Here is a 20,638-nt window from a genome sequence, read left to right as displayed (position 1 = left end):
TGTCTATTTCAATATGGCATAGTCTGGGCTAACCATGATTAGGTAGAGTGCCATTTTTACTCTTAAATCCGTGTATTCAACATCACCCCAACCTCTAAGAATTGGGTCTACGGCTTCCACGATGGTTTGTTTGGTTTCGTCTGAAAGCAGGCCATGGGTGAACAATTTATCTAATTGATTTACCAAGACTTCACTGTCTTTTGCGTAGTATTTTAATTTCTCAAAATCTAAAGGAGTACCTTCCATGCCTAGATCCCAAGTTCGGAGTACGTCGTACCATCGGTTGTTGGTCCAAGAATCTACTTGATTTAGATAGTTGATGCTGGTAGCGGAATTATGGATTTCAAATTCGGGGCCGACCATTTTAGCATCGGTAAATTCTTGATTTGGGACATATTCGGGTAAAAAGAAGTTGAATACATGAGGCGCGGACAATGGTGCCTGGCCAGTATTTTTATAAAAATCCCAAGCGATGTTCCAGTAAATGCTGTCATTGTTATTCAAATCGATTTGACGCACCACATTAAAGTATCGAACCATCGGCTCAATTAACTTGCCGCTTGATGGGTTTTCAATCCAGCTACAACTTCTGGCTTCGTCATCCAATAGAATGGCTTTAATGACCGCTTTCATGTCACCACGAACGCCTTTCGTATTGTTAAATGCGGCACTTACCCTTGCTACATAGGCAGGAGATGGGTTGGACTTTACCAATTGTTGAATCAATCTGGTAACTATAAACGGGCCAGTATTTGGATGTTTGAACAAATTGTCAATGGCCGAATCAATATCCTGCAGTCCTGATTGTCCGCTAGGCACTACCAAGCCATTTAATAATCGTTTTTCGCCCGGCTGGTGCCACTCGTCGTACATCACCATAGGCTTAGTTTTTATGGCCACCCAATGGCCCACACCAAAATCGGGTGCTGATACCCATTCGTTGGGCCGTATATCAGCTGGGCCGAGTCCCGTAAATATTTTTGCAAATTCTTTGATATCATCATTGTTATAGGTCGGGATTCTATCCCCGTCGCCGTCTAAAACGTAGGTGCCATCCGGATTTAGCTCATAAAGTCCGATGCTAAACAATTGCATAATTTCACGAGCAAAATTTTCGTCGGGATGGATGTTCAGGTTTGGGACACTTTTTGGATTGTTATAATGGCTTAAATAAATGCCCATCATTGGATGAAGCGCTATGCCCTTTAATAAATCTCGAAAGTTGCCAAAGGCGTTATCTTTTAACACATCGTAGTAATCGGCCAAGCCCAGGCCATAACTGGCAAGATTTGAGTCTCGCGAAATCACCAAAATTTCACTCAAGGCCAAAGCCACTTTTTGCCTTAACAAATCTTCATTATTAATATTGGCCTGCCACCAAGCAAACATAAAATGTTGCCAATCAGGGCGCTCATAATTCTCTGCATTACCACCGTTTGCGATGAATCTTGAACGGGCCTGTTCAAAAATGGAATGTGTGAGTTGTTCCATGGCTGGGGAATTGGTAGCGAACTGTTGGTCGATCCAATCTTCGAAAGGGTTTTCGGCTACTTGTTTAATGTATTCCAAATTTGCACCAAAGGAGGCCTGCGCTAAAAACCGGGAGGTTTCCAATAAACGCCCATCCAAACCTGAACCGTTAATTGTGTTTATCCCACTGGCCTGTTCGTTCCAATCAGTTTTGGTTTGTTGGCTACTGGATGTTACTGTAATGCCGTTACTATGGCCTGCACCCAAATAATCGTTGTAGGATTGCGCTAGGATAAAAATAGGCAGGCATAATAGTGCGGACAGTAAAATTCTTTTCATAGCAATTTTCGTGATTTTGATAAAAAATGTAGGTTTTTTATGTCTTAAATCGTTCAAATATAATTAAATGCAGGTTGAAAGTATTATTTTTTCGATGAATGGTAATTTTGAACATGAATTTCTCAACATTATGTGACTTTAAACGATAAAACTTGGTAAGGTATTGTTAATCAACGGGTTTTTGTGGATAGGTTGACGTTTAGAAATGTTGTTTAATGGAGGAACTGAGGTTAGGGCTAGTGCGCAAGGGATTGAACGGCATGTTGGAGCTCCCGACCTTAGAAGGAGCGACTAGTGAAAGCCCGACCCTTGTGGTTGCGCCCAAATAATCCCCCTAACCCCCAAAGGGGGAATAATCATGTTGTACAGAATGCTACGGTTTTTAAAGTACTGCCTACTGTCACTGCCTGCTGCGACTAAAACCTGCCACTGTGTCATGCTTTGTGCATTGGCATAAAGATTGACTTGTGTAAATCGAATTTGAAAACGAACATTCAACAATAAAAAACATATTATGAGTAAAATTATTGGAATTGATTTAGGGACGACCAACTCTTGCGTTTCCGTGATGGAGGGTAACGAGCCGGTGGTGATTCCTAATGCAGAAGGAAAAAGAACGACGCCATCTGTGATTGCCTTTGTTGAAGGCGGCGAAATCAAGGTGGGCGACCCTGCAAAACGTCAAGCCGTAACCAACCCTACTAAAACGGTGTATTCGATTAAGCGTTTTATGGGGAATAAATATTCTGAATCTAAAAAAGAGGCCGAGCGTGTGCCATATAAAGTGGTGAAAGGTGACAACGATACGCCAAGAGTGGATATCGAAGGTCGTTTGTACACACCACAGGAATTGTCAGCAATGATTCTTCAAAAAATGAAGAAAACTGCTGAGGATTACTTGGGTACTGATGTGAGCAGAGCGGTAATTACTGTGCCTGCTTATTTTAACGACAGTCAGCGTCAGGCTACAAAAGAGGCTGGTGAGATTTCAGGCTTGAAAGTAGAGCGTATTATTAACGAGCCTACTGCTGCGGCATTGGCTTACGGATTGGACAAAAAAGGTACGGACCAAAAGATTGTGGTTTTTGACTTTGGTGGTGGTACACATGACGTTTCTATTTTGGAACTAGGTGATGGCGTTTTTGAAGTATTGTCAACAGACGGTGATACGCACCTAGGTGGTGATGATGTTGACGAAAAAATCATCAACTGGTTGGCTGACGAGTTTAAGGCTGAGGAAAGTATGGATTTGAGAGAGGATCCCATGTCTTTGCAGCGCTTGAAAGAAGCGGCTGAAAAGGCGAAGATTGAATTGTCTTCTTCTTCTCAAACAGAAATCAACTTACCTTATATTACGGCTACGGCTAGTGGACCAAAGCACTTAGTACGTACGTTGACACGTTCTAAATTTGAGCAATTGATCGACGATTTAGTAAAGCGTACTATCGAGCCATGTGCTTCGGCGTTGAAGGCGGCCGGATTGAGCAAAAGCGATATTGACGAGATTATTTTGGTTGGTGGTTCTACAAGGATTCCAGCGGTACAAACTGCTGTTGAAAAATTCTTTGGAAAAGCCCCAAGCAAAGGAGTAAACCCAGATGAGGTAGTGTCATTGGGTGCAGCTATCCAAGGTGGTGTATTGACTGGGGATGTTAAAGATGTATTGCTACTTGACGTTACGCCTCTATCTTTAGGTATTGAAACTATGGGTAATGTATTCACTAAATTGATTGATGCGAATACGACTATCCCGACAAAGAAGTCACAAGTATTCTCTACTGCGGCGGATAATCAACCATCTGTGGAAATCCATGTGCTTCAAGGTGAAAGAGCGATGGCAGCGGATAACAAAACCATCGGACGTTTCCACTTGGATGGTATTCCACCAGCACGACGAGGTACGCCACAAATTGAGGTAACTTTTGATATTGATGCCAATGGTATCATCAAAGTATCTGCTGAAGATAAAGCGACTGGTAAGAAACAGGATATTAGAATTGAGGCATCTTCCGGATTGACCGAGGAGGAAATCGAGAAAATGAAAGCTGATGCTGAGGCGAATGCTGAGGCTGATAAAGCTGCTGCTGAACAAGCTCAAAAGCTGAACGAGGCGGATTCTATGATTTTCCAAACGGAAAAGCAATTGGAAGAGTTTGGTGATAAATTATCTGATGATAAGAAAAAGCCAATCGAGGAAGCTTTGGAAGAGTTGAAGAAAGCTTATGAAACTAAAGATTTGGCACAGATTGAGCCAGCTTTGGAGAAGATCAATGAAGCTTGGAAAGTAGCCTCCGAAGAAATGTACAAAGCACAGGCCGAAGCGCAACAGGCGGGAGGCGCACAACCAGGTCCAGATACTGGAGCTGGAGAGCAAGGACAGTCCGAAGGCAATGACGTTGAGGATGTTGATTTTGAGGAAGTAAAGTAATTTATGTCATACTGAACTTGTTTCAGTATCTCATCAAAAGCACTCTGTGCGTCGTGGGTTCGATTCCCACAGTCTCCACAAGTAATTTTTTGATTTGGAGACTTAGCTCAGTTGGTAGGGCGGCAGGTTGATATAGAGAAAAACGCAACCATTTTGGTTGCGTTTTTTTATTTAGTGAATTTATTAGGTAGGATTTTATCCAATTAAACTGTTATATTATAAATTATAAAATTTATTAAAATACCTACTTATGAAAAACTTATTACAGTTAGCCTTAGTATTATGCCTTATTGGTACCAGCAGCACATTAGCTCAAGACAATAAAACCATGTATGTTTTTGGACATAGCCTTATTGTTCATGCCACATCATCCGATGAAACAACCGTACCCCACTGGGTGCATTTATTAGCCCAAGAAGCAGGACACACTATTTCAGTTTCAGGACAATATGGATTTTTACCACAACATTCTAACCTTCCACCTATTGCGCAATGGGGATTTAGTGAAGTACCATCTGCATGGGAATCTGATACCCAAGAGTTTTCAGAAGCAAATTTTAATACCATCTTACTCACAGCTGCTAATTTTATACAATATCAGCCTTCAAATGTAAATTACCATGGAAATCCAACAACATCTCCGCTATCAGCAACATTAGATATTGTAGATTGGATTGACAATCAAGAAGAAAGCGCGGTAACTTACATTTACGAAAACTGGCCAGATATGGCTACTTTCATTTCAGGAGAAGGTTTTCCGCCTTCTGAAGCTGAGTTTGAGAATTACAATAATTACACAACAGGTGATTTTCATAATTGGTGGATTGATTATCAAGACTTTGTTCAAGCTGCACGCCCAAGTGAAAATGTTAGAATGATCCCTGTTGGACCAGTGCTAAGTAAGTTATTAACAGATACGCCTTTAAGCCAGATCCCCATTTTAGAGCTATATGAAGATAATGCGCCACACGGAGAGCCAACACTTTACTTTTTAGCTAGTTTGATAACTTATATGGCCATTTATGAAGAAAAAGCACCAGTAACTTATACAATTCCAAATACCGTTAATGCCCTGGTTCAAAGTAATTTTCAAAGTACAATAGATTTTATTTGGAATGAATTGCTAGCATTCAACTATAGCAATGGAAGCAGTAGAGTTTTCATTAACAATCCATTACATACTGATTCTAAAGATTATAATGAACTATCCATATTTCCAAACCCAACAAAAGATATTATCAAGATAACCAATCATAATTTTCCTTTTACCTTTGAGTTGTTTGACTCAAAAGGGTTAATGGTAAATCAAAAGTTGGATATTGTTGGGGATAGTATCAATATTTCAAATTTATCAGATGGTTTGTACTTCTTAAAAATACAGATAAATGGAAATCAAGTTGTCAAAAAAATAATCAAGCACTAAAAGCCGAATTTCATTGATAAACGTACCTTCATAACCATAATTTATGAAGGTATTTTTTTGGGTTAAGTACGATAATTTTTTAATTGATTTAAAACCGATATTTTTAGGGCATGCAAACATGTTATGTCATTCAAGACTAAAATAAAATCTAATTTTCAATCCAAAAGAATCGCAGTAAAACTGAATACCAAAGGCGAACAGTTCGTCCTTAATGGGCATCCATGGGTGTTTTCAAATAGCATCACCAAAATCAATGCTGACGCCAAAACTGGGGATTTGGCTATTATTTTCAGCAAAAGCAAGAATCGCGTAATGGGTTTGGGTCTATATGATGAGAATTCACCCATCCGAATCAAAATGTTGCATTCCGGATTTGAAAAAGTTGAAATTAATACCATCTTTTTTCAAAGGAAAATAGACGAAGCTTTCGCAAAACGAATCCCATTATTGGAGACAAATACCAACAGTTTCCGATTGGTTTTTGGTGAAAACGATGGTTTTCCTGGATTGATTGCTGATGTTTATGCTCATGTTTTAGTGGTGAAACTATATTCTGAAATTTGGTTGCCCTATTTGGAAGATATCCTCCCAAGTTTGCAACAAATTTCAAAAGCCAAAACTGTCGTCATGCGTTTGAGTCGGGGATTGGAACAATCCAAAGCACACCAATTTAAAAATGGGGAAGTAGTTTATGGTACCTTAGAAAATGAAGTGGTTGAGTTTGTGGAACATGGCGTAAATTTTTCGGCCAATGTGATCAAGGGGCATAAAACAGGCTATTTTTTGGACCATCGTGCCAATAGAAAACAAGTGGGCGAGTGGAGTAGAGGGAAAAGGGTATTGGATGTGTTTTCATATGCTGGTGGGTTTTCGGTACATGCCTTGGCCAACAGTGCAACGGAGGTAACCAGTTTGGATATTAGTAAACAAGCGCTTGAAATTGCAGTTCAAAATGGAAAACTAAATACTTATCAAGGGGTTCATAAAACCATTGCTGGTGATGCCTTTGAGGAGTTAAAACATCTCATAAAAAACAAAACCACTTTTGATGTGGTGGTTATCGACCCACCAAGTTTTGCAAAGCAGGCTTCAGAAATTGAACTCGCTAAAAAAAAATATGCTCAATTGGCGGATTTAGGCGAACAACTCACTGCTAAAAAAGGATTGTTGGTATTGGCGTCATGCTCATCGCGGATAATTGCTCAGACGTTTTATGATATCAATGCCCAAGTTTTGTCTTCAAAATCTAGGCCCTACAAAGTAAAATTGAAAACCCAACACGATATAGATCATCCTATTGGGTTTCCGGAAGGGGCATATTTAAAAAGTGGGTATTACCAATTTTTGGAGTAACACATTTTAAATAAAGACGCCAAGATTATTGGATTTTACCGTAAAAATTTCATCTTCGTTTTTGACTTTAATACGATACTCTTGTTTTAAGTTATCCTCGTCTTTATGATATTTCACGATATATACATCTTCTACAATAGAATAACTGGGATATTTTTCAGCAATTGCCTGCAAAACGGTTTGTGGTAATCGGACGTTGTTATATTTCTCAAAAGTCTTAACAATTTTTCCATCCTTATTGAAAGAAGCGATGATTTGCCCGTTAGGAATTTTAAAGGTTACCCTGTAGATATCGCTTTTTGAGTCATAAAGGGATGATATTTTGGAATGGTCATATTTTAATAACGCCTGCTCCAATTTTTTAACGTAATGACACGAATTTTCGGAATCCAACGAATTCAAATAGTGAGAATTGATGGAGATAACAGTTTCTGGTAGCTCTACAGTTTGCGAATTTACAAATGTGGCAAAGCAAAACCCAAAAAGGCAAAAGATGTAAGTTTTCATGATAAAGGAGTTCTAAAATTTGATATTCAAAATTAATTATGCGTGCATAATAAAAAAATGATAAAAGTCATATTATCAGTTATTTAACACTGTTTTTATTGTTGTGTTTCATAACTGATTGATTTTCAAATACTATGCATGCATAATATTTTGTTATCTTTGAAAAAAAGTTTTTTATGGCAACGGAATTAACCAAACTTCTCAATATCAAGCATCCCATAATTCAAGCACCGATGTTTTTGGTGTCTAATGTAGCCATGGTAAAAGAAGCCATGAAGGGAGGAATTGCTGGCTGTATTCCTGCTTTGAATTATCGGACTTTGGAGGAATTGCGCGAGGCATTAAAAGAACTTAAAGAGGCCAAGGTTGAAGGAGGTTCATTCGGCTTCAACCTGATTGTCAATAAGTCAAACGTTAAGTATAGGGCGCAATTGGAAGTCATTTGTGAAGAAGGATGTGATTTTATCATTACCTCTTTGGGAAGCCCGGAGGAAACTATTAAGGAAGCCCATAAAGTAGGCATTAAGGTGTTTTGTGATGTCGTGGACTTAAAATTTGCAAAAAAAGTGGAAGGGTTGGGTGCAGATGCCATCATAGCTGTTAACGACCAAGCAGGAGGGCACCGTGGTAACTTGTCCCCAAAGGACTTGATTTCAGAATTGGTGTCTCATTGTAATATACCCATTATTTCTGCCGGAGGAGTCGGTCAAAAAGAAGATATTGATAGGATGTTGAGCTATGGTGCGGCTGGAGTTTCTGTTGGAAGCCCTTTTATTGCCTCGGTGGAGGCCAATGTGACGGAGGAGTACAAACAAGCCTGCGTGGAATACGGTGCTGATGATATTGTGATGACCGAGCGTATTTCGGGGACACCTTGCACAGTAATTAACACACCCTACGTTCAAAAAATTGGTACGAAAGCAACGTGGTTGGAAAATCTCCTTAATAAAAACCGAAAACTGAAAAAGTGGGTAAAAATGATTCGATTTTCTATTGGGATGAACGCTACCAAAAATGCCGCCACCAAAGCCACATACAAAACCGTTTGGGTTGCTGGCCCAAGTATTGAGCATACCGATGCTATTTTGCCCACAAAAAGGATTATTCAAAAGTTGACCGGTTAACAAAAATTTACCTTTATAAAATGACCTTTTGCTATTTTAAGGGTTGGATAAATCGAAACATTTTGACAATATATGTTGGGTATTGCAAGTCCTTTATTAGGCCATTATTTATGAAGCGTATCCGAATGTAAGTTCCAAAAAAATACGTAGTATTACTTATTTTCTTACTTTTGTATTTATAATTGCTAGTTAATGGACAAAATTAATGTTGTACTTGCCGATGACCATGTTTTGGTAAGGGACGGTATACGGGCGCTTTTGGAAGACCAGACAGGTATTGAGGTAATTGCTGAGGCCTCAAACGGAAAGGAAGCTCTTGAAGTAATCCAAAGAAGTAAGCCGCACATATTGATAGTGGATATCCGGATGCCCGAAATGAACGGTATTGAAGTGGTTGGTGAAATAAACAAATCAGGTTCTGATGTAAAAACTTTGGTGCTGTCCATGCACGATTCCGAGGAATATGTCGTGCAGGCCATTCAAGCAGGTGCGGACGGCTATTTATTAAAAGGGGCAAGCAAAGAAGAGTTTTTAAAGGCTCTGAATAAAGTAGCCTACGGGGGTAAGTATTTTACAGGCGATGTTTCCGCCATAATTATGAACAATTTTGTTGATGGTAATACAAGTTCTGCCGTAGAACGCAAGACTGCTCCAAAAGGAGATCCATTTAACCTTACCAAACGCGAAAAGCAAATTTTAGGCTTGGTATTGGAGCTTAAAAACAACAAGGATATTGCTGATGAACTTCAAATCAGCAAGCGTACAGCCGAAGTACACCGTTTTAATTTGATGAAAAAATTGGAGGTGTCCAATCTAAAGGAATTGACTGATAAGGCCAGGGAATTTGGGTTGGTTTAGGCTTTAAAATTTGTACGCAACCCTCATGCTATTGTTGCATCTTTAAGGTAAAACAGGTATGATGAAAATCTATTTAAGATATCTTTCCATTATTTTGATATTTGTTTCATGCTCTAAGGATAATGATATCCTATGGTATGATGCGGAGGTTTTAGGAGAAAGCATTGACTGCCCAGGATCTTTTTTGCTTCAATTTGATGAGTCTCCAAATAGTATGATATCAATAGATAATATTTTCGTTGAAACAAATCTTTCAGAAAATTATAAGCTGCCTGGATTAAAACTAAAAGTACAGACCCGGGAATTGAGTGCAGATGGTGATGAATTTAAAGTCTGTACAACGCTTGCTCCTGGCTATTCAGGGGTTTTCATTCTTTCAGCATTGCAAAGAGAATAATTAGTTCTTCAATTTTAAGGTCGTTATCTTCCGGGATCTTACCAAATCCACAAATTCTACACCCCCAAATTATCAACTTCGCATAAATCAAGCAATACGTAAGTTTTCAATATCTAAATTAAGTATTAATACGTAGATTTGTACGTATAAAAGTACTTAATTATGAATACCACAACACACACTAAATCAACGACATTAAAATTGTACAACCTAAAAAGCCTTCCAATACGGACCTTTTGGATAACGGCAATATCATTTTTCATGTGTTTCTTTGCATGGTTTGGTATTGTTCCGTTTATGCCAGATGTAGTTAAGGATTTAGGTTTAACACCTGATCAAAAATGGAACTCTATCATTTTAGCGGTTTCGGGAACCGTTTTCGCTCGTTTATTGATTGGCAAATTATGTGATAAATATGGCCCAAGACTTTGTTATACTTGGCTATTGATTTTAGGAGCTATTCCTGTTATTCTTTGCGGTTTGGTGCAAACCCCATTACAGTTTCTAATCTGTAGATTGTTTATTGGTTTTATCGGAGCCTCGTTTGTGATTACGCAGGTTCACACCTCATTGATGTTTGCCCCTAATATTGTTGGGACAGCAAATGCTACTTCAGCAGGATGGGGAAATCTAGGTGGTGGAGCTAACCGCTTGGGTATGCCGTTAATAGCGGCCGCCGTAGTAGGTTTTGGCGTAGCTGAAGCTGAAGCTTGGAGATATTCCATGGTGATTGCCGGTACGGTCTGTTTTATAATGGGGCTTGTCTATTATTTCTTTACCCAAGATACGCCACAAGGAAACTTTAAGGATTTAAAGGCTTCGGGCGAAACGATAACTACTAAAAAGGACAAAGTTGGATTCCTTACAGTGATTAAAGATTACAGAACTTGGATTCTGTTTTTAGTATACGCTTCTTGTTTCGGTATAGAATTGACTGTGTATGGCACCATGGATGATTACCTTCAAAACACCTTTCAATTGGAAAGGGTAACTGCTGGAAATATCGTATTGTCCTTTGCATTGATGAATATTTTTGCTCGAACACTTGGCGGTTTCTTCGGGGATAAGTTTGGAAAGCTGAAAGGTTTAAGAGGCCGAGTTTTATTTCTATCTGGGATTTTGGCGGTTCAGGGAGCAATGCTGATGACTTTTTCTAGCGCTACAAGTATTGTTGTTGGGATTCTGTTTTTAATCCTATTCAGTTTATCTGTTCAAATGGCAGAAGGGGCAACATTTTCGGTAGTGCCTTTCATTAACAAAAAGGCCATAGGTTCTGTTTCTGGAATCGTTGGTGCTGGGGGTAATGTAGGTGCCTTTTTAGCAGCAATGTTGTTAAAGTCGCAATCCGCCGTTGCGGAAAAGGCGGCCATTGCGGCTAATCAAGGTTTAGGAGAGGAGGCCATAAAGACGGCCCAATCCGTCGCATCTTCCGGAGCTGTTTCGTCTGGGTATTTTATAATTGGAGCAATAGTGGTGATGACCGCTATAGTATCCTTGGCTATCCGTTTTTCAACTGAAGATGAAGAAGTAGCTAATTTAGATAGCGAGAATCTAATTCCTGTTAAGGTGAAAAGTTAATACTTACAAAGCTTACCAAAGGAATAGATATACAGATCGAATAAAAGTGTTTAATAAAATTGACTATTTGTGACATTGATTTTTATGAAATATTAAATATGAAAGCCCTTTTTTAAGGTATTCAGAATAATTAATGTGGCATTTGTTTTATGACATCATATTGTATTATTTAGTATTAAATGTTAAGCTGAAATGATAAAAAGTGAAGTGAAAACAACCTGTTCCTACTGCGGTGTTGGCTGTGGCATTATTGTTAAAAAGGACAGCAATGATAAGGTTTTTGTTGAAGGCGATAAAGATCACCCTGTAAACAAGGGCATGCTGTGTTCCAAGGGCATGAATTTGCATTATGTGGCCAACGATACTTCCGATAGGATTTTGTATCCCGAAATGCGATGGAGCCGATCCCATCCCCGTGAGCGTGTGAGTTGGGATGATGCTCTAGACCGAGCTGCCAGCGTTTTTAAATCTATTATCAAAAAGCATGGTCCTGATAGTGTTGGTTTTTATGTGTCTGGACAAAGTTTAACAGAGGAATACTACATCGCCAATAAATTGACCAAAGGTTTTATTGGCACCAACAATATTGACACAAACTCACGACTGTGCATGAGTTCAGCCGTGGTCGGTTATAAAAAAACATTTGGAGAGGATAGCGTACCCGTTTCCTATGAGGATATTGAATTGGCCGATACCTTTCTCATTACAGGAGCTAATCCTGCTTGGTGTCACCCTATTTTGTTCAGACGACTTGAAAAACATAAAGAAGAAAACCCGGATGTAAAAATAATCGTGGTGGACCCGAGAAAAACGGATACTGCCAACTTTGCAGATTTGCACTTGCAGTTACTTCCAGGAACGGATGTGGTGCTGTACAATGCCATTGGGCGTTGTTTGTACAAACGTGGGCTAATAGATGAGAAGTTCATTAATAATTATACCGAAGGTTTTCAGGATTATAAGAATTTAATTTTTAAAACGTCTCTAAAACAGGCTTCCAAAATTTGTGGTGTTCCAGAAAAGGACATTCAAAAGGCGGCCGATCTGATTGGCCTTTCCAAAGGATTTATCAGTATGTGGGCCATGGGCCTTAACCAAAGTGTGGTTGGTACTGATAAGAATGTATCGCTTCTAAATTTGTCTCTAATTACTGGGCAAGTTGGTAAACCTGGGGCTGGTCCTTTTTCCTTAACCGGACAGCCTAATGCGATGGGAGGTCGCGAAGTAGGAGGCATGGCAAACTTGCTGGCAGTGCACAAGGATTTAATGAACGAAGAGCACCGTCGTGAGGTGGCCCAGTTTTGGGGTGTAGATAAAATCAACCCCAAACCTGGATTGACTGCCACTGAGATGTTTGATGCCCTTGAAAGCGGAAAATTAAAAGCTGTTTGGATAGCCTGTACTAATCCTTTGGTGAGTCTTCCAAATTTGAATCGTGTTGAAAAAGCCATGAAAAATGCCAAATTTGTGGTGGTTCAGGATATTTCACATAAATCGGACACCGTTGCCCATGCGGATTTGGTACTGCCGGCTGCAGCTTGGCTTGAGAAGGAAGGCACAATGACTAATTCTGAAAGGCGCATTTCCTATTTGCCCAAAGAAATAGATCCTCCCGGAGAGGCACGTCCCGATGTTGAAATCTTCTGCGATTTTGCACGACGAATGGGTTTTAGAGGCTTTAATTTTAATAGCTCGAGCGAGGTTTATGACGAGTACGCTTCTATGACCAAAGGCACCAACATTGATGTATCTTTCCTGAATTATGATAGATTGAAGACTGAAGGCACCTTTCAATGGCCTGTGCCGGAACACAGACACCAGGGCACTCCTAGGCTGTTTCAAGATAAAAAGTTTTACACGCCTTCGCGGAAGGCTCAGTTTAATCTACCGAGTACCATTGAAAATACCTCAGTCCAACCCAATCCGGATTACCCACTTATTTTAACTACTGGTAGGGTTCGGGACCAATGGCATACCATGACCAAAACGGGTAAAGTATCGCGATTAAAGACGCATTATCCAAAGCCTGTTTTGGAAATCAACCCCGTTGATGCTTTCCTATACAAGATTAAGGATGGGGATATTACTGAAATTAAAGGTGAAAATGGTACTGTTAGAGTACGCGCTAGCGTTACTGAAAGTATAAAAAAAGGCGTAGTGTTTTTACCAATGCATTGGGGCAAACTGTTACAAAGTAATCTGAACAGGGCCAATAACTTGACCAACACCCATGTGGACCCTACTTCCAAGGAACCGGACTTTAAATTTACTCGAGTTTCGGTGTCGAAATACTCTAAACCTAAAGAGAAAATCATTATTGCCGGGGCAGGAGCGGCGGCTTTTAGATTTGTTCAAAACTATCGAGAGCAGAATGAGTTGGACGAGATGCACGTATTTTCTAAAGAGTCGCATTTATTTTATAACAGAGTGTTGTTGCCTGAATATGTAACGGAGGAATTGACCTGGGAACAACTGCTGAAAATCAAGGAGAAAGAACTCAATAAACTTGATGTCAATTTGTATCCAGAAACCTATATTGTTAACATCGATAGAGAAAATAAGACGGTTACTGATAGTAAGGGGGTTACCCATAGTTTTGATAAATTAATTCTGGCAACGGGGAGTCGTGCCTTTATTCCGAGAGATGTACAAATTGATTTACCAGGTCGTTTCACCATGCGTAATAAATCCGATGCTGATAAATTCAAAGCCTATTTGGATGCTACTGGGTTACCGCCTGAGGAACAGCATGTGGTGATTGTTGGCGGTGGATTGCTTGGTTTGGAACTGGCTGCCGCCATGAAACATAAAAATGCAAGAATCACTATTATCCAACGTGCATCGCGTTTGATGGAGCGTCAATTGGATAAGGTGTCCAGCAAATTGCTGGCTTTGGACGTACAGGAGCGGGGTATTCAGATTTATTTCGATAATGAGGTAAGTACCGTTTTTGATGATGAGGATACGGGAGAATTGAATATCAATTTAAAAAGTGGAAAATCCATAACGGCCAATGCCATCGTTTATGCTATTGGTACGATTCCTAATGTAGAGATTGCCAGGTCCAACGGTATTGCATGTAGCCGAGGTGTAAAAGTAAATCAGCATTTGCAGTCCTCCCATCCGGACATTTTTGCCATTGGCGAAATAGCTGAATTTAATAATCAATTATTTGGTATTACTTCCGCGGCCGAAGAGCAGGCCAATATTTTGGCGAATTTTATTGCAGGAGATATTAGTAGCTCATATAACGGTTCTGTATTGATGAATATATTGAAATTTAACGATTTGAGTCTGTGCAGTATCGGAGATATCAACGTACCGGAGAATGATAATAGTTATGAAGAAATTATATTCACAGATATCAAAAAGCGATATTATAAGAAGTGCATCGTCAAGGACGATTTGCTTTTGGGTGCAGTTTTAATGGGCGATAAAAATGAATTTGCCGAATTTAAGGGTATGATTGAAAGTAAAATCGAAATGGCCGACAAGCGGGATAAATTGCTCAGGGGCTCTTTCAATGATGCCCCTGTATTAGGCAAACTCGTTTGTTCCTGCAGTCAAGTGGGTGCAGGAAATATTGAAGAGGCCATCGCAGGTGGCTGTACCGATTTTACCAAGCTTTGCAACACTACCGGGGCAGGCTTGGGATGTGGCAGTTGTAAAACAGAAGTTCGCGAGATACTTCAAAATTCAAAAGTATTAGCATAATGGAACCATACAGATTGATGATAGGCGGTGGTGTCGTATCACCAGGAGAATTGAAATATATTTGCGAGGCTGCGGAAGGCCTGGGGCTTGATGCCATTTCTTTTGGTTCGAGGCAGGATATCATTTTTCCTGAAGCTATCAATGAAGAAAAATTCCATCAGTTCCCAAAAATAAAGTTTGTAAAACCAAAACGGGATAGTGTCGAAAACATCGCTTCATCCTATGTTTCTGCGGAGATTTTCCCCAGTACGCCATGGCTTACCAGTGATAGATACCTTTATGTTTTGGAGCAGTTTAAATACAGGCCAAAACTTCGTATTAACGTTACCGATCCCAAACAACGCTTGGTACCTTTGTTTACAGGAAATATTAATTTTATCGCTTCAGAGCATGAGGACTATTGGTATTTGTACGTAAGACTTCCGGGTTGGGCTACTACGCAAATGTACCCGGCTTTGATTTACAGTTGGGATATGGACAAGATTGAAAAGGCCATTGAAGACATTCTCATTGAGGAGCCAGAAACCATCGAAACCGTTTTTGAATTGGTAAGCGATTTGGCCGACACCAATAACAGAACCGTGGATAAACCATTAAAAGTCCCCTTTTACCCTTTCCCGTATTATGAAGGTATGAATAGGGTAGGGACTGATCGATATTGGTTAGGACTGTATTGGAGGAGCAATCGTTATGACATTCCATTTTTAAAGGCAATGTGCGATTTGTGTTCGGAAAATAAGATTGGTAAAATATCCATTACGCCTTGGAAGTCGTTTATCGTGAAAGGAATTCCCGAAAAATCCAAATTACAATGGGAAAAACTTCTGGGTAAATTCGGTATCAATGTACGTCACTCCATGTTAGAAATGAACTGGCATGTTCCTGTCAGTGACACCGAAGCTTTGAGCTTAAAAAAGTATTTAGTGACCAATTTTGATCAGAACGATATAAGTACCTATGGCTTAACTTTTGGTATCACCAATTATGATAGTGATACCTATAATTTCACGTCTGTTGTTATTGAAAAGAATAAAACTCCAGAGTCAGTAGGAAACTTTGTGATTAGGGATACTTACAATTTATTGTACGCCAAAAATTTCGATCCCAATACTCGGGAATATATAATGCATGTACAGGATGTGGATAAAGTAGAGTTGCCAGGTTTGTTAATGGAGTTGAGCCAATTATATTTTGAGCAATTAGGAAATATCCCTGAAGAGGGAGCAAAAGCCATTGTTCAGGAAACTTATGAAGAGGAAGTGCATCAATGTTCGGAATGCATGACGGTTTACAATGCGAAATACGGCGATATAACACAAAATATTGAACCAAACACAGCTTTTGAAGATTTGCCTGAAGATTACCAATGTTCGCTTTGCGAGGCCCCGAAAAGTAGCTTTGAGAAGAAAACTTTGAAGAAATCTATATCTTCATAAAAGCCATTCGTCTACACTTAAAGTTCATTCGTCTACACTTTAAACCATATCAACGACGTTGATATGGCTTCAGATTCCTAATTTAATTAACTTCACGGGTTAAATACGAGAGATATCATGAATACTTTAAATGTATTGCTTATAGAAGATGATATGATTGAGGTTATGAAATTGAACAGAACAATTTCAAAGTTAAACCTGCCACATAATATTATTGAAGCCAATAACGGGGAAGAAGCCCTACAAATTTTAAACAAGAAAGTCGAATTACCGGACATTATTTTGTTAGATTTGAATATGCCAAAACTTAATGGTATTGAGTTTTTGACTATTTTGAAAAACGATGATGTCTTAAAATACATCCCTACTATTATTTTAACTACTTCTAATAACCAAAATGATTTGATAGAGTGTTATAAAATTGGAATTGCGGGTTATGTTTTAAAACCTTTGAAGTATGATGAGTATATTTCTAAAATAGAGAAGTTATTGGCATATTGGAGTATTAACGAATTAAAACAAATTTAAATGAAGGGCATCATATTTACAGAGTTTTTAGATTTGGTTGAAGAGAAGTTTGGGTTGGAAATGGTTGATAAAATTATAAATCAATCCGAGTTAGAGTCTGAAGGCATTTATACTTCCGTTGGTACTTATGAGTTTAGTGAAATGCTTCAGCTAATTTCTCATCTAAGTGAAAATACTGACATATCAGTAGATGATTTGCTTATGGTATATGCTGAACACTTGTTTGCTGCTTTGATAAAAACACATCCAAATTTAGTAAGTCATTACCAAGACCCAATGGATTTGGTAGCATCGATAGAAAATCATATTCATGTTGAAGTAAAAAAGATATATCCAGACGCTCAGTTGCCAACATTTGATCTGGAAGAGCGTACTGAAACAAAAATGGTAATGGTATATAAATCTGATAGAGCACTTTACATGCTTGGTAAAGGTAAATTTCTGGTAAGGCATGCATTAACACTGAAATGCCAATAATGCTGGGTAATTGCCCAAATACATGCAATGTCTCTACAAACGAAGAAGACAGTGCGGCTAGAACTGAAGCATAACCAGCTACAGTTCTGTTGGCAGTCATTAATAAGGAAAACCTATAAGCGCCAGTTATAAATAGAACAATACTGATAAGCGCAACAGTAAAAAGCCCAAATTTTAAACCGCCTATAAAAGATAAAGCACCTATGGATTGATGTACCAAAGGCGGATAACTCATTACAGTAAAACCAGTGTACCATTTATAATTCCAAGGCTCAAACCAACTAGAAGCATAGTGTTCCGCAAAAAATAAATGGATTAAAGCATCATAAGTACTTTCTAGGGTAAAGAACATGGTAGTACCATGAAATGCAATGCCAATTAGTAAAGCGGCAATTAAGTGCTTATTTGAATTTGTAGGTTTCAACATTAGTCAATTTTAGACAATGTAAAGATATATAAAGCATTAAATGACTCCAGTTTAACTCGTCTACAGTAAAACGCCATTCGTCTACATAAAATATCATCTTAGGCTAAAATAGAGCTTTTCTTACATCAATCACAATACTTTTGTCCTGTAAATAATCACAAAAACAATTAATTATGAAAATTTTAGCTATCGATGATCAACAACTAGTATTGTTGCCATTACAAAAGAGACTACTGGAATTAGGTTACGAGGTAGAAGTTACTACAAGCTCATTAGAAGCCATTGACATTCTGGATGCCTTTCAGCCGGACCTAGTAATAGTGGATATAAACATGCCTGAAATTCCGGGTCTGGATATCGTACGATACATCAGAACGACCATGGATTCTCAAATACCAATTATGATACTTTCTGGAAATACTCAAGATAAGATAATAACAACAGGATTCGAGTTAGGTATTAATGATTACATGAAAAAACCTTTGAGTTTAAATGAAATTTGCGCTCGGGTTAAACGGTTAATTGGGGTGCCAAAAACAACTGCAAAGGCATCTAATGTGGATGTGATGATACACCAGCGATGTGTTGGTGTTGTAATACCCTGTTATAATGAAGAAGAGAGATTGTTGAGCGATGAATTTCTTGAATTCATTAATAGAAATTCTGGTTATCATTTATGTTTTGTTAACGATGGTAGTAAAGATAACACGTTAGAAGTTTTAAATAATTTGAGTAAGGGGCGTGAAAATTATATTTCAGTATATAATTGCGAAAAAAATGGAGGAAAGGCCGAAGCGGTAAGACTTGGGATGTTGCATATGGCTGAAAAAGAAGATTTAGATTACTTAGGTTTTTTAGATGCCGATTTATCTACAGATCTAAAAGATTTTGATGATTTAGTTACCACTATTGAAAACTCAGACTTTAAAATTGTTAGTGGGTCAAGAATCCAGAGGATGGGGGCAAACATTACCAAAGAATCCGCTAGAAAAATAATCAGTATGACTATAAATTTCATTATCCAGAAAATATTGGGGATGAATTTTAAGGACACGCAATGTGGAGCTAAAATCTTTAGAAAGGATGTTATCCAGCTGGCTTTTGCGGAGGAATTCGTAACACAATGGATCTTTGATGTTGAAATATTTAAAAGAATGTCTGCGCATTTTGGCAATGAAAAAGCAAAGAAATATATCTGTGAGCAACCTTTAAAGCGTTGGATTCATGCTGATGGTTCTAAATTATCAATGAAGGACTCCGTTAAAATAGTGATGCAATTGGCACAAATAGCATGGGTGTACAGAAACAGAAATAAAAACAATTTGGTTGATAGCAATCAGGTAGAACTATCTATGGTTCATAGAAGCTAGTTCATCCTGATTTAGTTTTTTGTGATTAAAAAGGTGGTACAGTGTTGTACCGCCTTTTTTAATTTTATACTAAGAGCGTGGTTTTTCAATCCCCCTGTCGTACATTACGATACTCCCCGCAACTGAAACATTTAAACTGAGTTGGGATTTAAACTTTACTAAAAAATGACTCTTTTCAATAGCCTTTTTAGGAAGGCCGTGATCTTCGGCACCCAATAAATACACACAGCGTCTTGGGTGGTGGAAGGTTTCCAAATCTTCAGCTTCATCAGTAAGTTCAACACCTACTAGTCTAGCACCTTTAGGAAGGTTTTTATAAAATTCCTCAAACGTTTCATAATGAAAATAGGGCATTGCTTTAACAGCATTATGCGTGTCACAAGCTTGTTTTGCATAACGATTTCCAATTGTGAAAATAAAACAGGCGCCTAAGTTTTGGGCAGTACGCCATAAAACACCAAGGTTTTCAGGGGTTTTTCCGTTTTGAATACCTATACCGAAGAACTCATTTTCGAAGTTATCGTTCATAGCTCCAAAAATAAGTAATCTTCGGTAGGATTAGATATATTCTTATATGACTTCTAAAAATGCAACAGAATTCGCATTAAAGTTCTTCAAATAATTTCAAAATTTGCATTGAAAACCAATGGGACTTTACGTTTTTTGTCTTTTATCCAAATCTTATAAAGGATATTTAAGCCGTCATCCTTATCGTATACATATTTTGCTTTGCTACTTTCGATATTATAATTTGGGTATTTTCTTAAAATTTTTATTCTTAATTCTAAAGGTAGATTTACATTGTAATACACTTCCTTGCTGCTTAAAATTTCCGCATTGTTATCATAGGTGACAGATGCTTTGGACTGCTTTCGTTTGAATGAGACACTATAAGTTGCTGCTTCAGAATCATCAAAAACCGATTTTTCTTTTAGCTTGTATGCAACAATATCCTTTTGCAAAGCTCTTATGATTTTTCCTGGATTTATGGAAGCGATAACGTTTTGATATTCATTTTCATATGGAATTTCAGGTACGCTTAGGTTTCTGAATTCTTCAGTTGATTTGATTTCAGGGGAATTCAAATACGCCATTAGGCTTTCTTGGGCGTTAAGTACGTTTATAAATACAATGCTTAACAGTATTAAAATTGAATGTTTCATGATATTAAATTTTATGATTATTTAAATGTGTTTTGGATTCCATGGT

The 20,638-nt window shown here is 38.4% G+C and carries 16 protein-coding genes and 1 pseudogene; 12 read left to right on the top strand and 5 right to left on the bottom strand.

Translation table 11 applies throughout. The annotated features are described in order from the left end of the window. Positions 1 to 3 precede the first annotated feature (3 nt). Positions 4 to 1,809: a DUF1800 domain-containing protein gene (locus ACFSR8_RS09020; protein ID WP_380291210.1), complete on the bottom strand. Its 1,806-nt coding sequence runs from the start codon at positions 1,807 to 1,809 to the stop codon at positions 4 to 6. A 514-nt stretch (positions 1,810 to 2,323) separates the two neighbouring features. Between ACFSR8_RS09020 and dnaK the strand changes: the two genes are divergently transcribed. From dnaK to ACFSR8_RS09005, 3 genes are all read left to right on the top strand, one after another. Beyond that, on the top strand, positions 2,324 to 4,237 hold the full coding sequence (gene dnaK, locus ACFSR8_RS09015) for a molecular chaperone DnaK (protein WP_380291208.1): 1,914 nt from the start codon (positions 2,324 to 2,326) through the stop codon (positions 4,235 to 4,237). Positions 4,238 to 4,487: 250 nt separating this feature from the next. Beyond that, positions 4,488 to 5,660, top strand: coding sequence for a T9SS type A sorting domain-containing protein (locus tag ACFSR8_RS09010; protein ID WP_380291206.1), 1,173 nt, complete (start codon positions 4,488 to 4,490; stop codon positions 5,658 to 5,660). Positions 5,661 to 5,783: 123 nt separating this feature from the next. After that, positions 5,784 to 7,013: a class I SAM-dependent rRNA methyltransferase gene (locus ACFSR8_RS09005; protein WP_380291204.1), complete on the top strand. Its 1,230-nt coding sequence runs from the start codon at positions 5,784 to 5,786 to the stop codon at positions 7,011 to 7,013. A gap of 6 nt (positions 7,014 to 7,019) precedes the next feature. Here ACFSR8_RS09005 and ACFSR8_RS09000 read toward each other — a convergent pair whose 3' ends face one another. Then, positions 7,020 to 7,520 (bottom strand): nicotinate-nucleotide adenylyltransferase, encoded by a 501-nt coding sequence (locus tag ACFSR8_RS09000; protein WP_380291202.1) that lies wholly within the window; start codon positions 7,518 to 7,520, stop codon positions 7,020 to 7,022. 176 nt (positions 7,521 to 7,696) lie between these two features. Here ACFSR8_RS09000 and ACFSR8_RS08995 point away from each other — a divergent pair, with 176 nt between their 5' ends. The 8 genes from ACFSR8_RS08995 (at position 7,697) to ACFSR8_RS08960 (ending at position 17,632) form a co-directional block, all read left to right on the top strand. Beyond that, positions 7,697 to 8,644 carry an NAD(P)H-dependent flavin oxidoreductase gene (locus tag ACFSR8_RS08995; protein ID WP_380291200.1) on the top strand — a complete coding sequence of 316 codons (948 nt, stop codon included), beginning with the start codon at positions 7,697 to 7,699 and terminating at the stop codon, positions 8,642 to 8,644. 192 nt (positions 8,645 to 8,836) lie between these two features. Beyond that, a complete protein-coding gene (locus ACFSR8_RS08990) occupies positions 8,837 to 9,502 on the top strand; it encodes a response regulator (RefSeq protein WP_380291198.1) in 666 nt (221 codons plus the stop codon). A 58-nt stretch (positions 9,503 to 9,560) separates the two neighbouring features. Further along, entirely contained in the window at positions 9,561 to 9,899 is a 339-nt protein-coding gene (locus tag ACFSR8_RS08985; protein ID WP_380291196.1) for a hypothetical protein, read from the top strand. A gap of 162 nt (positions 9,900 to 10,061) precedes the next feature. Then, complete coding sequence (locus ACFSR8_RS08980) at positions 10,062 to 11,477, top strand: MFS transporter (RefSeq protein ID WP_380291194.1); 1,416 nt, start codon at positions 10,062 to 10,064, stop codon at positions 11,475 to 11,477. A 192-nt stretch (positions 11,478 to 11,669) separates the two neighbouring features. Beyond that, positions 11,670 to 15,191 (top strand): molybdopterin-dependent oxidoreductase, encoded by a 3,522-nt coding sequence (locus ACFSR8_RS08975; protein ID WP_380291192.1) that lies wholly within the window; start codon positions 11,670 to 11,672, stop codon positions 15,189 to 15,191. After that, complete coding sequence (locus ACFSR8_RS08970; protein WP_380291190.1) at positions 15,191 to 16,627, top strand: rubredoxin; 1,437 nt, start codon at positions 15,191 to 15,193, stop codon at positions 16,625 to 16,627. The genes ACFSR8_RS08975 and ACFSR8_RS08970 overlap by 1 nt, the downstream gene beginning before the upstream one ends. Positions 16,628 to 16,744: 117 nt before the next feature. Then, positions 16,745 to 17,155 (top strand): response regulator, encoded by a 411-nt coding sequence (locus ACFSR8_RS08965; protein WP_380291188.1) that lies wholly within the window; start codon positions 16,745 to 16,747, stop codon positions 17,153 to 17,155. Further along, positions 17,156 to 17,632, top strand: a complete 477-nt coding sequence (locus ACFSR8_RS08960) for a heme NO-binding domain-containing protein (protein ID WP_380291186.1) — start codon at positions 17,156 to 17,158, stop codon at positions 17,630 to 17,632. It begins immediately after the preceding gene. On the opposite strand, the pseudogene ACFSR8_RS08955 reads toward ACFSR8_RS08960, so the two are convergent. After that, positions 17,583 to 18,059, bottom strand: a pseudogene (locus tag ACFSR8_RS08955) (hypothetical protein); the annotation flags it as partial. The gene ACFSR8_RS08960 and the pseudogene ACFSR8_RS08955 overlap by 50 nt on opposite strands. A gap of 173 nt (positions 18,060 to 18,232) precedes the next feature. Here ACFSR8_RS08955 and ACFSR8_RS08950 point away from each other — a divergent pair. After that, entirely contained in the window at positions 18,233 to 19,429 is a 1,197-nt protein-coding gene (locus ACFSR8_RS08950; protein ID WP_380291184.1) for a response regulator, read from the top strand. Between the two features lie 69 nt (positions 19,430 to 19,498). Here the strand turns inward: ACFSR8_RS08950 and ACFSR8_RS08945 are convergent, their stop codons facing one another. Further along, positions 19,499 to 19,957 (bottom strand): RNA methyltransferase, encoded by a 459-nt coding sequence (locus ACFSR8_RS08945; RefSeq protein ID WP_380291182.1) that lies wholly within the window; start codon positions 19,955 to 19,957, stop codon positions 19,499 to 19,501. Between the two features lie 86 nt (positions 19,958 to 20,043). Continuing rightward, a complete protein-coding gene (locus ACFSR8_RS08940; protein ID WP_380291180.1) occupies positions 20,044 to 20,592 on the bottom strand; it encodes a hypothetical protein in 549 nt (182 codons plus the stop codon). Positions 20,593 to 20,638: the final 46 nt, after the last annotated feature.

This window comes from Hyunsoonleella rubra (assembly GCF_042684665.1).
In the GTDB taxonomy this organism is placed as follows: Bacteria; Bacteroidota; Bacteroidia; order Flavobacteriales; family Flavobacteriaceae; genus Jejuia; species Jejuia rubra.
Note: the sequence above shows the minus strand (reverse complement) of the source record. Positions and strands in the feature narration are given on the sequence as shown.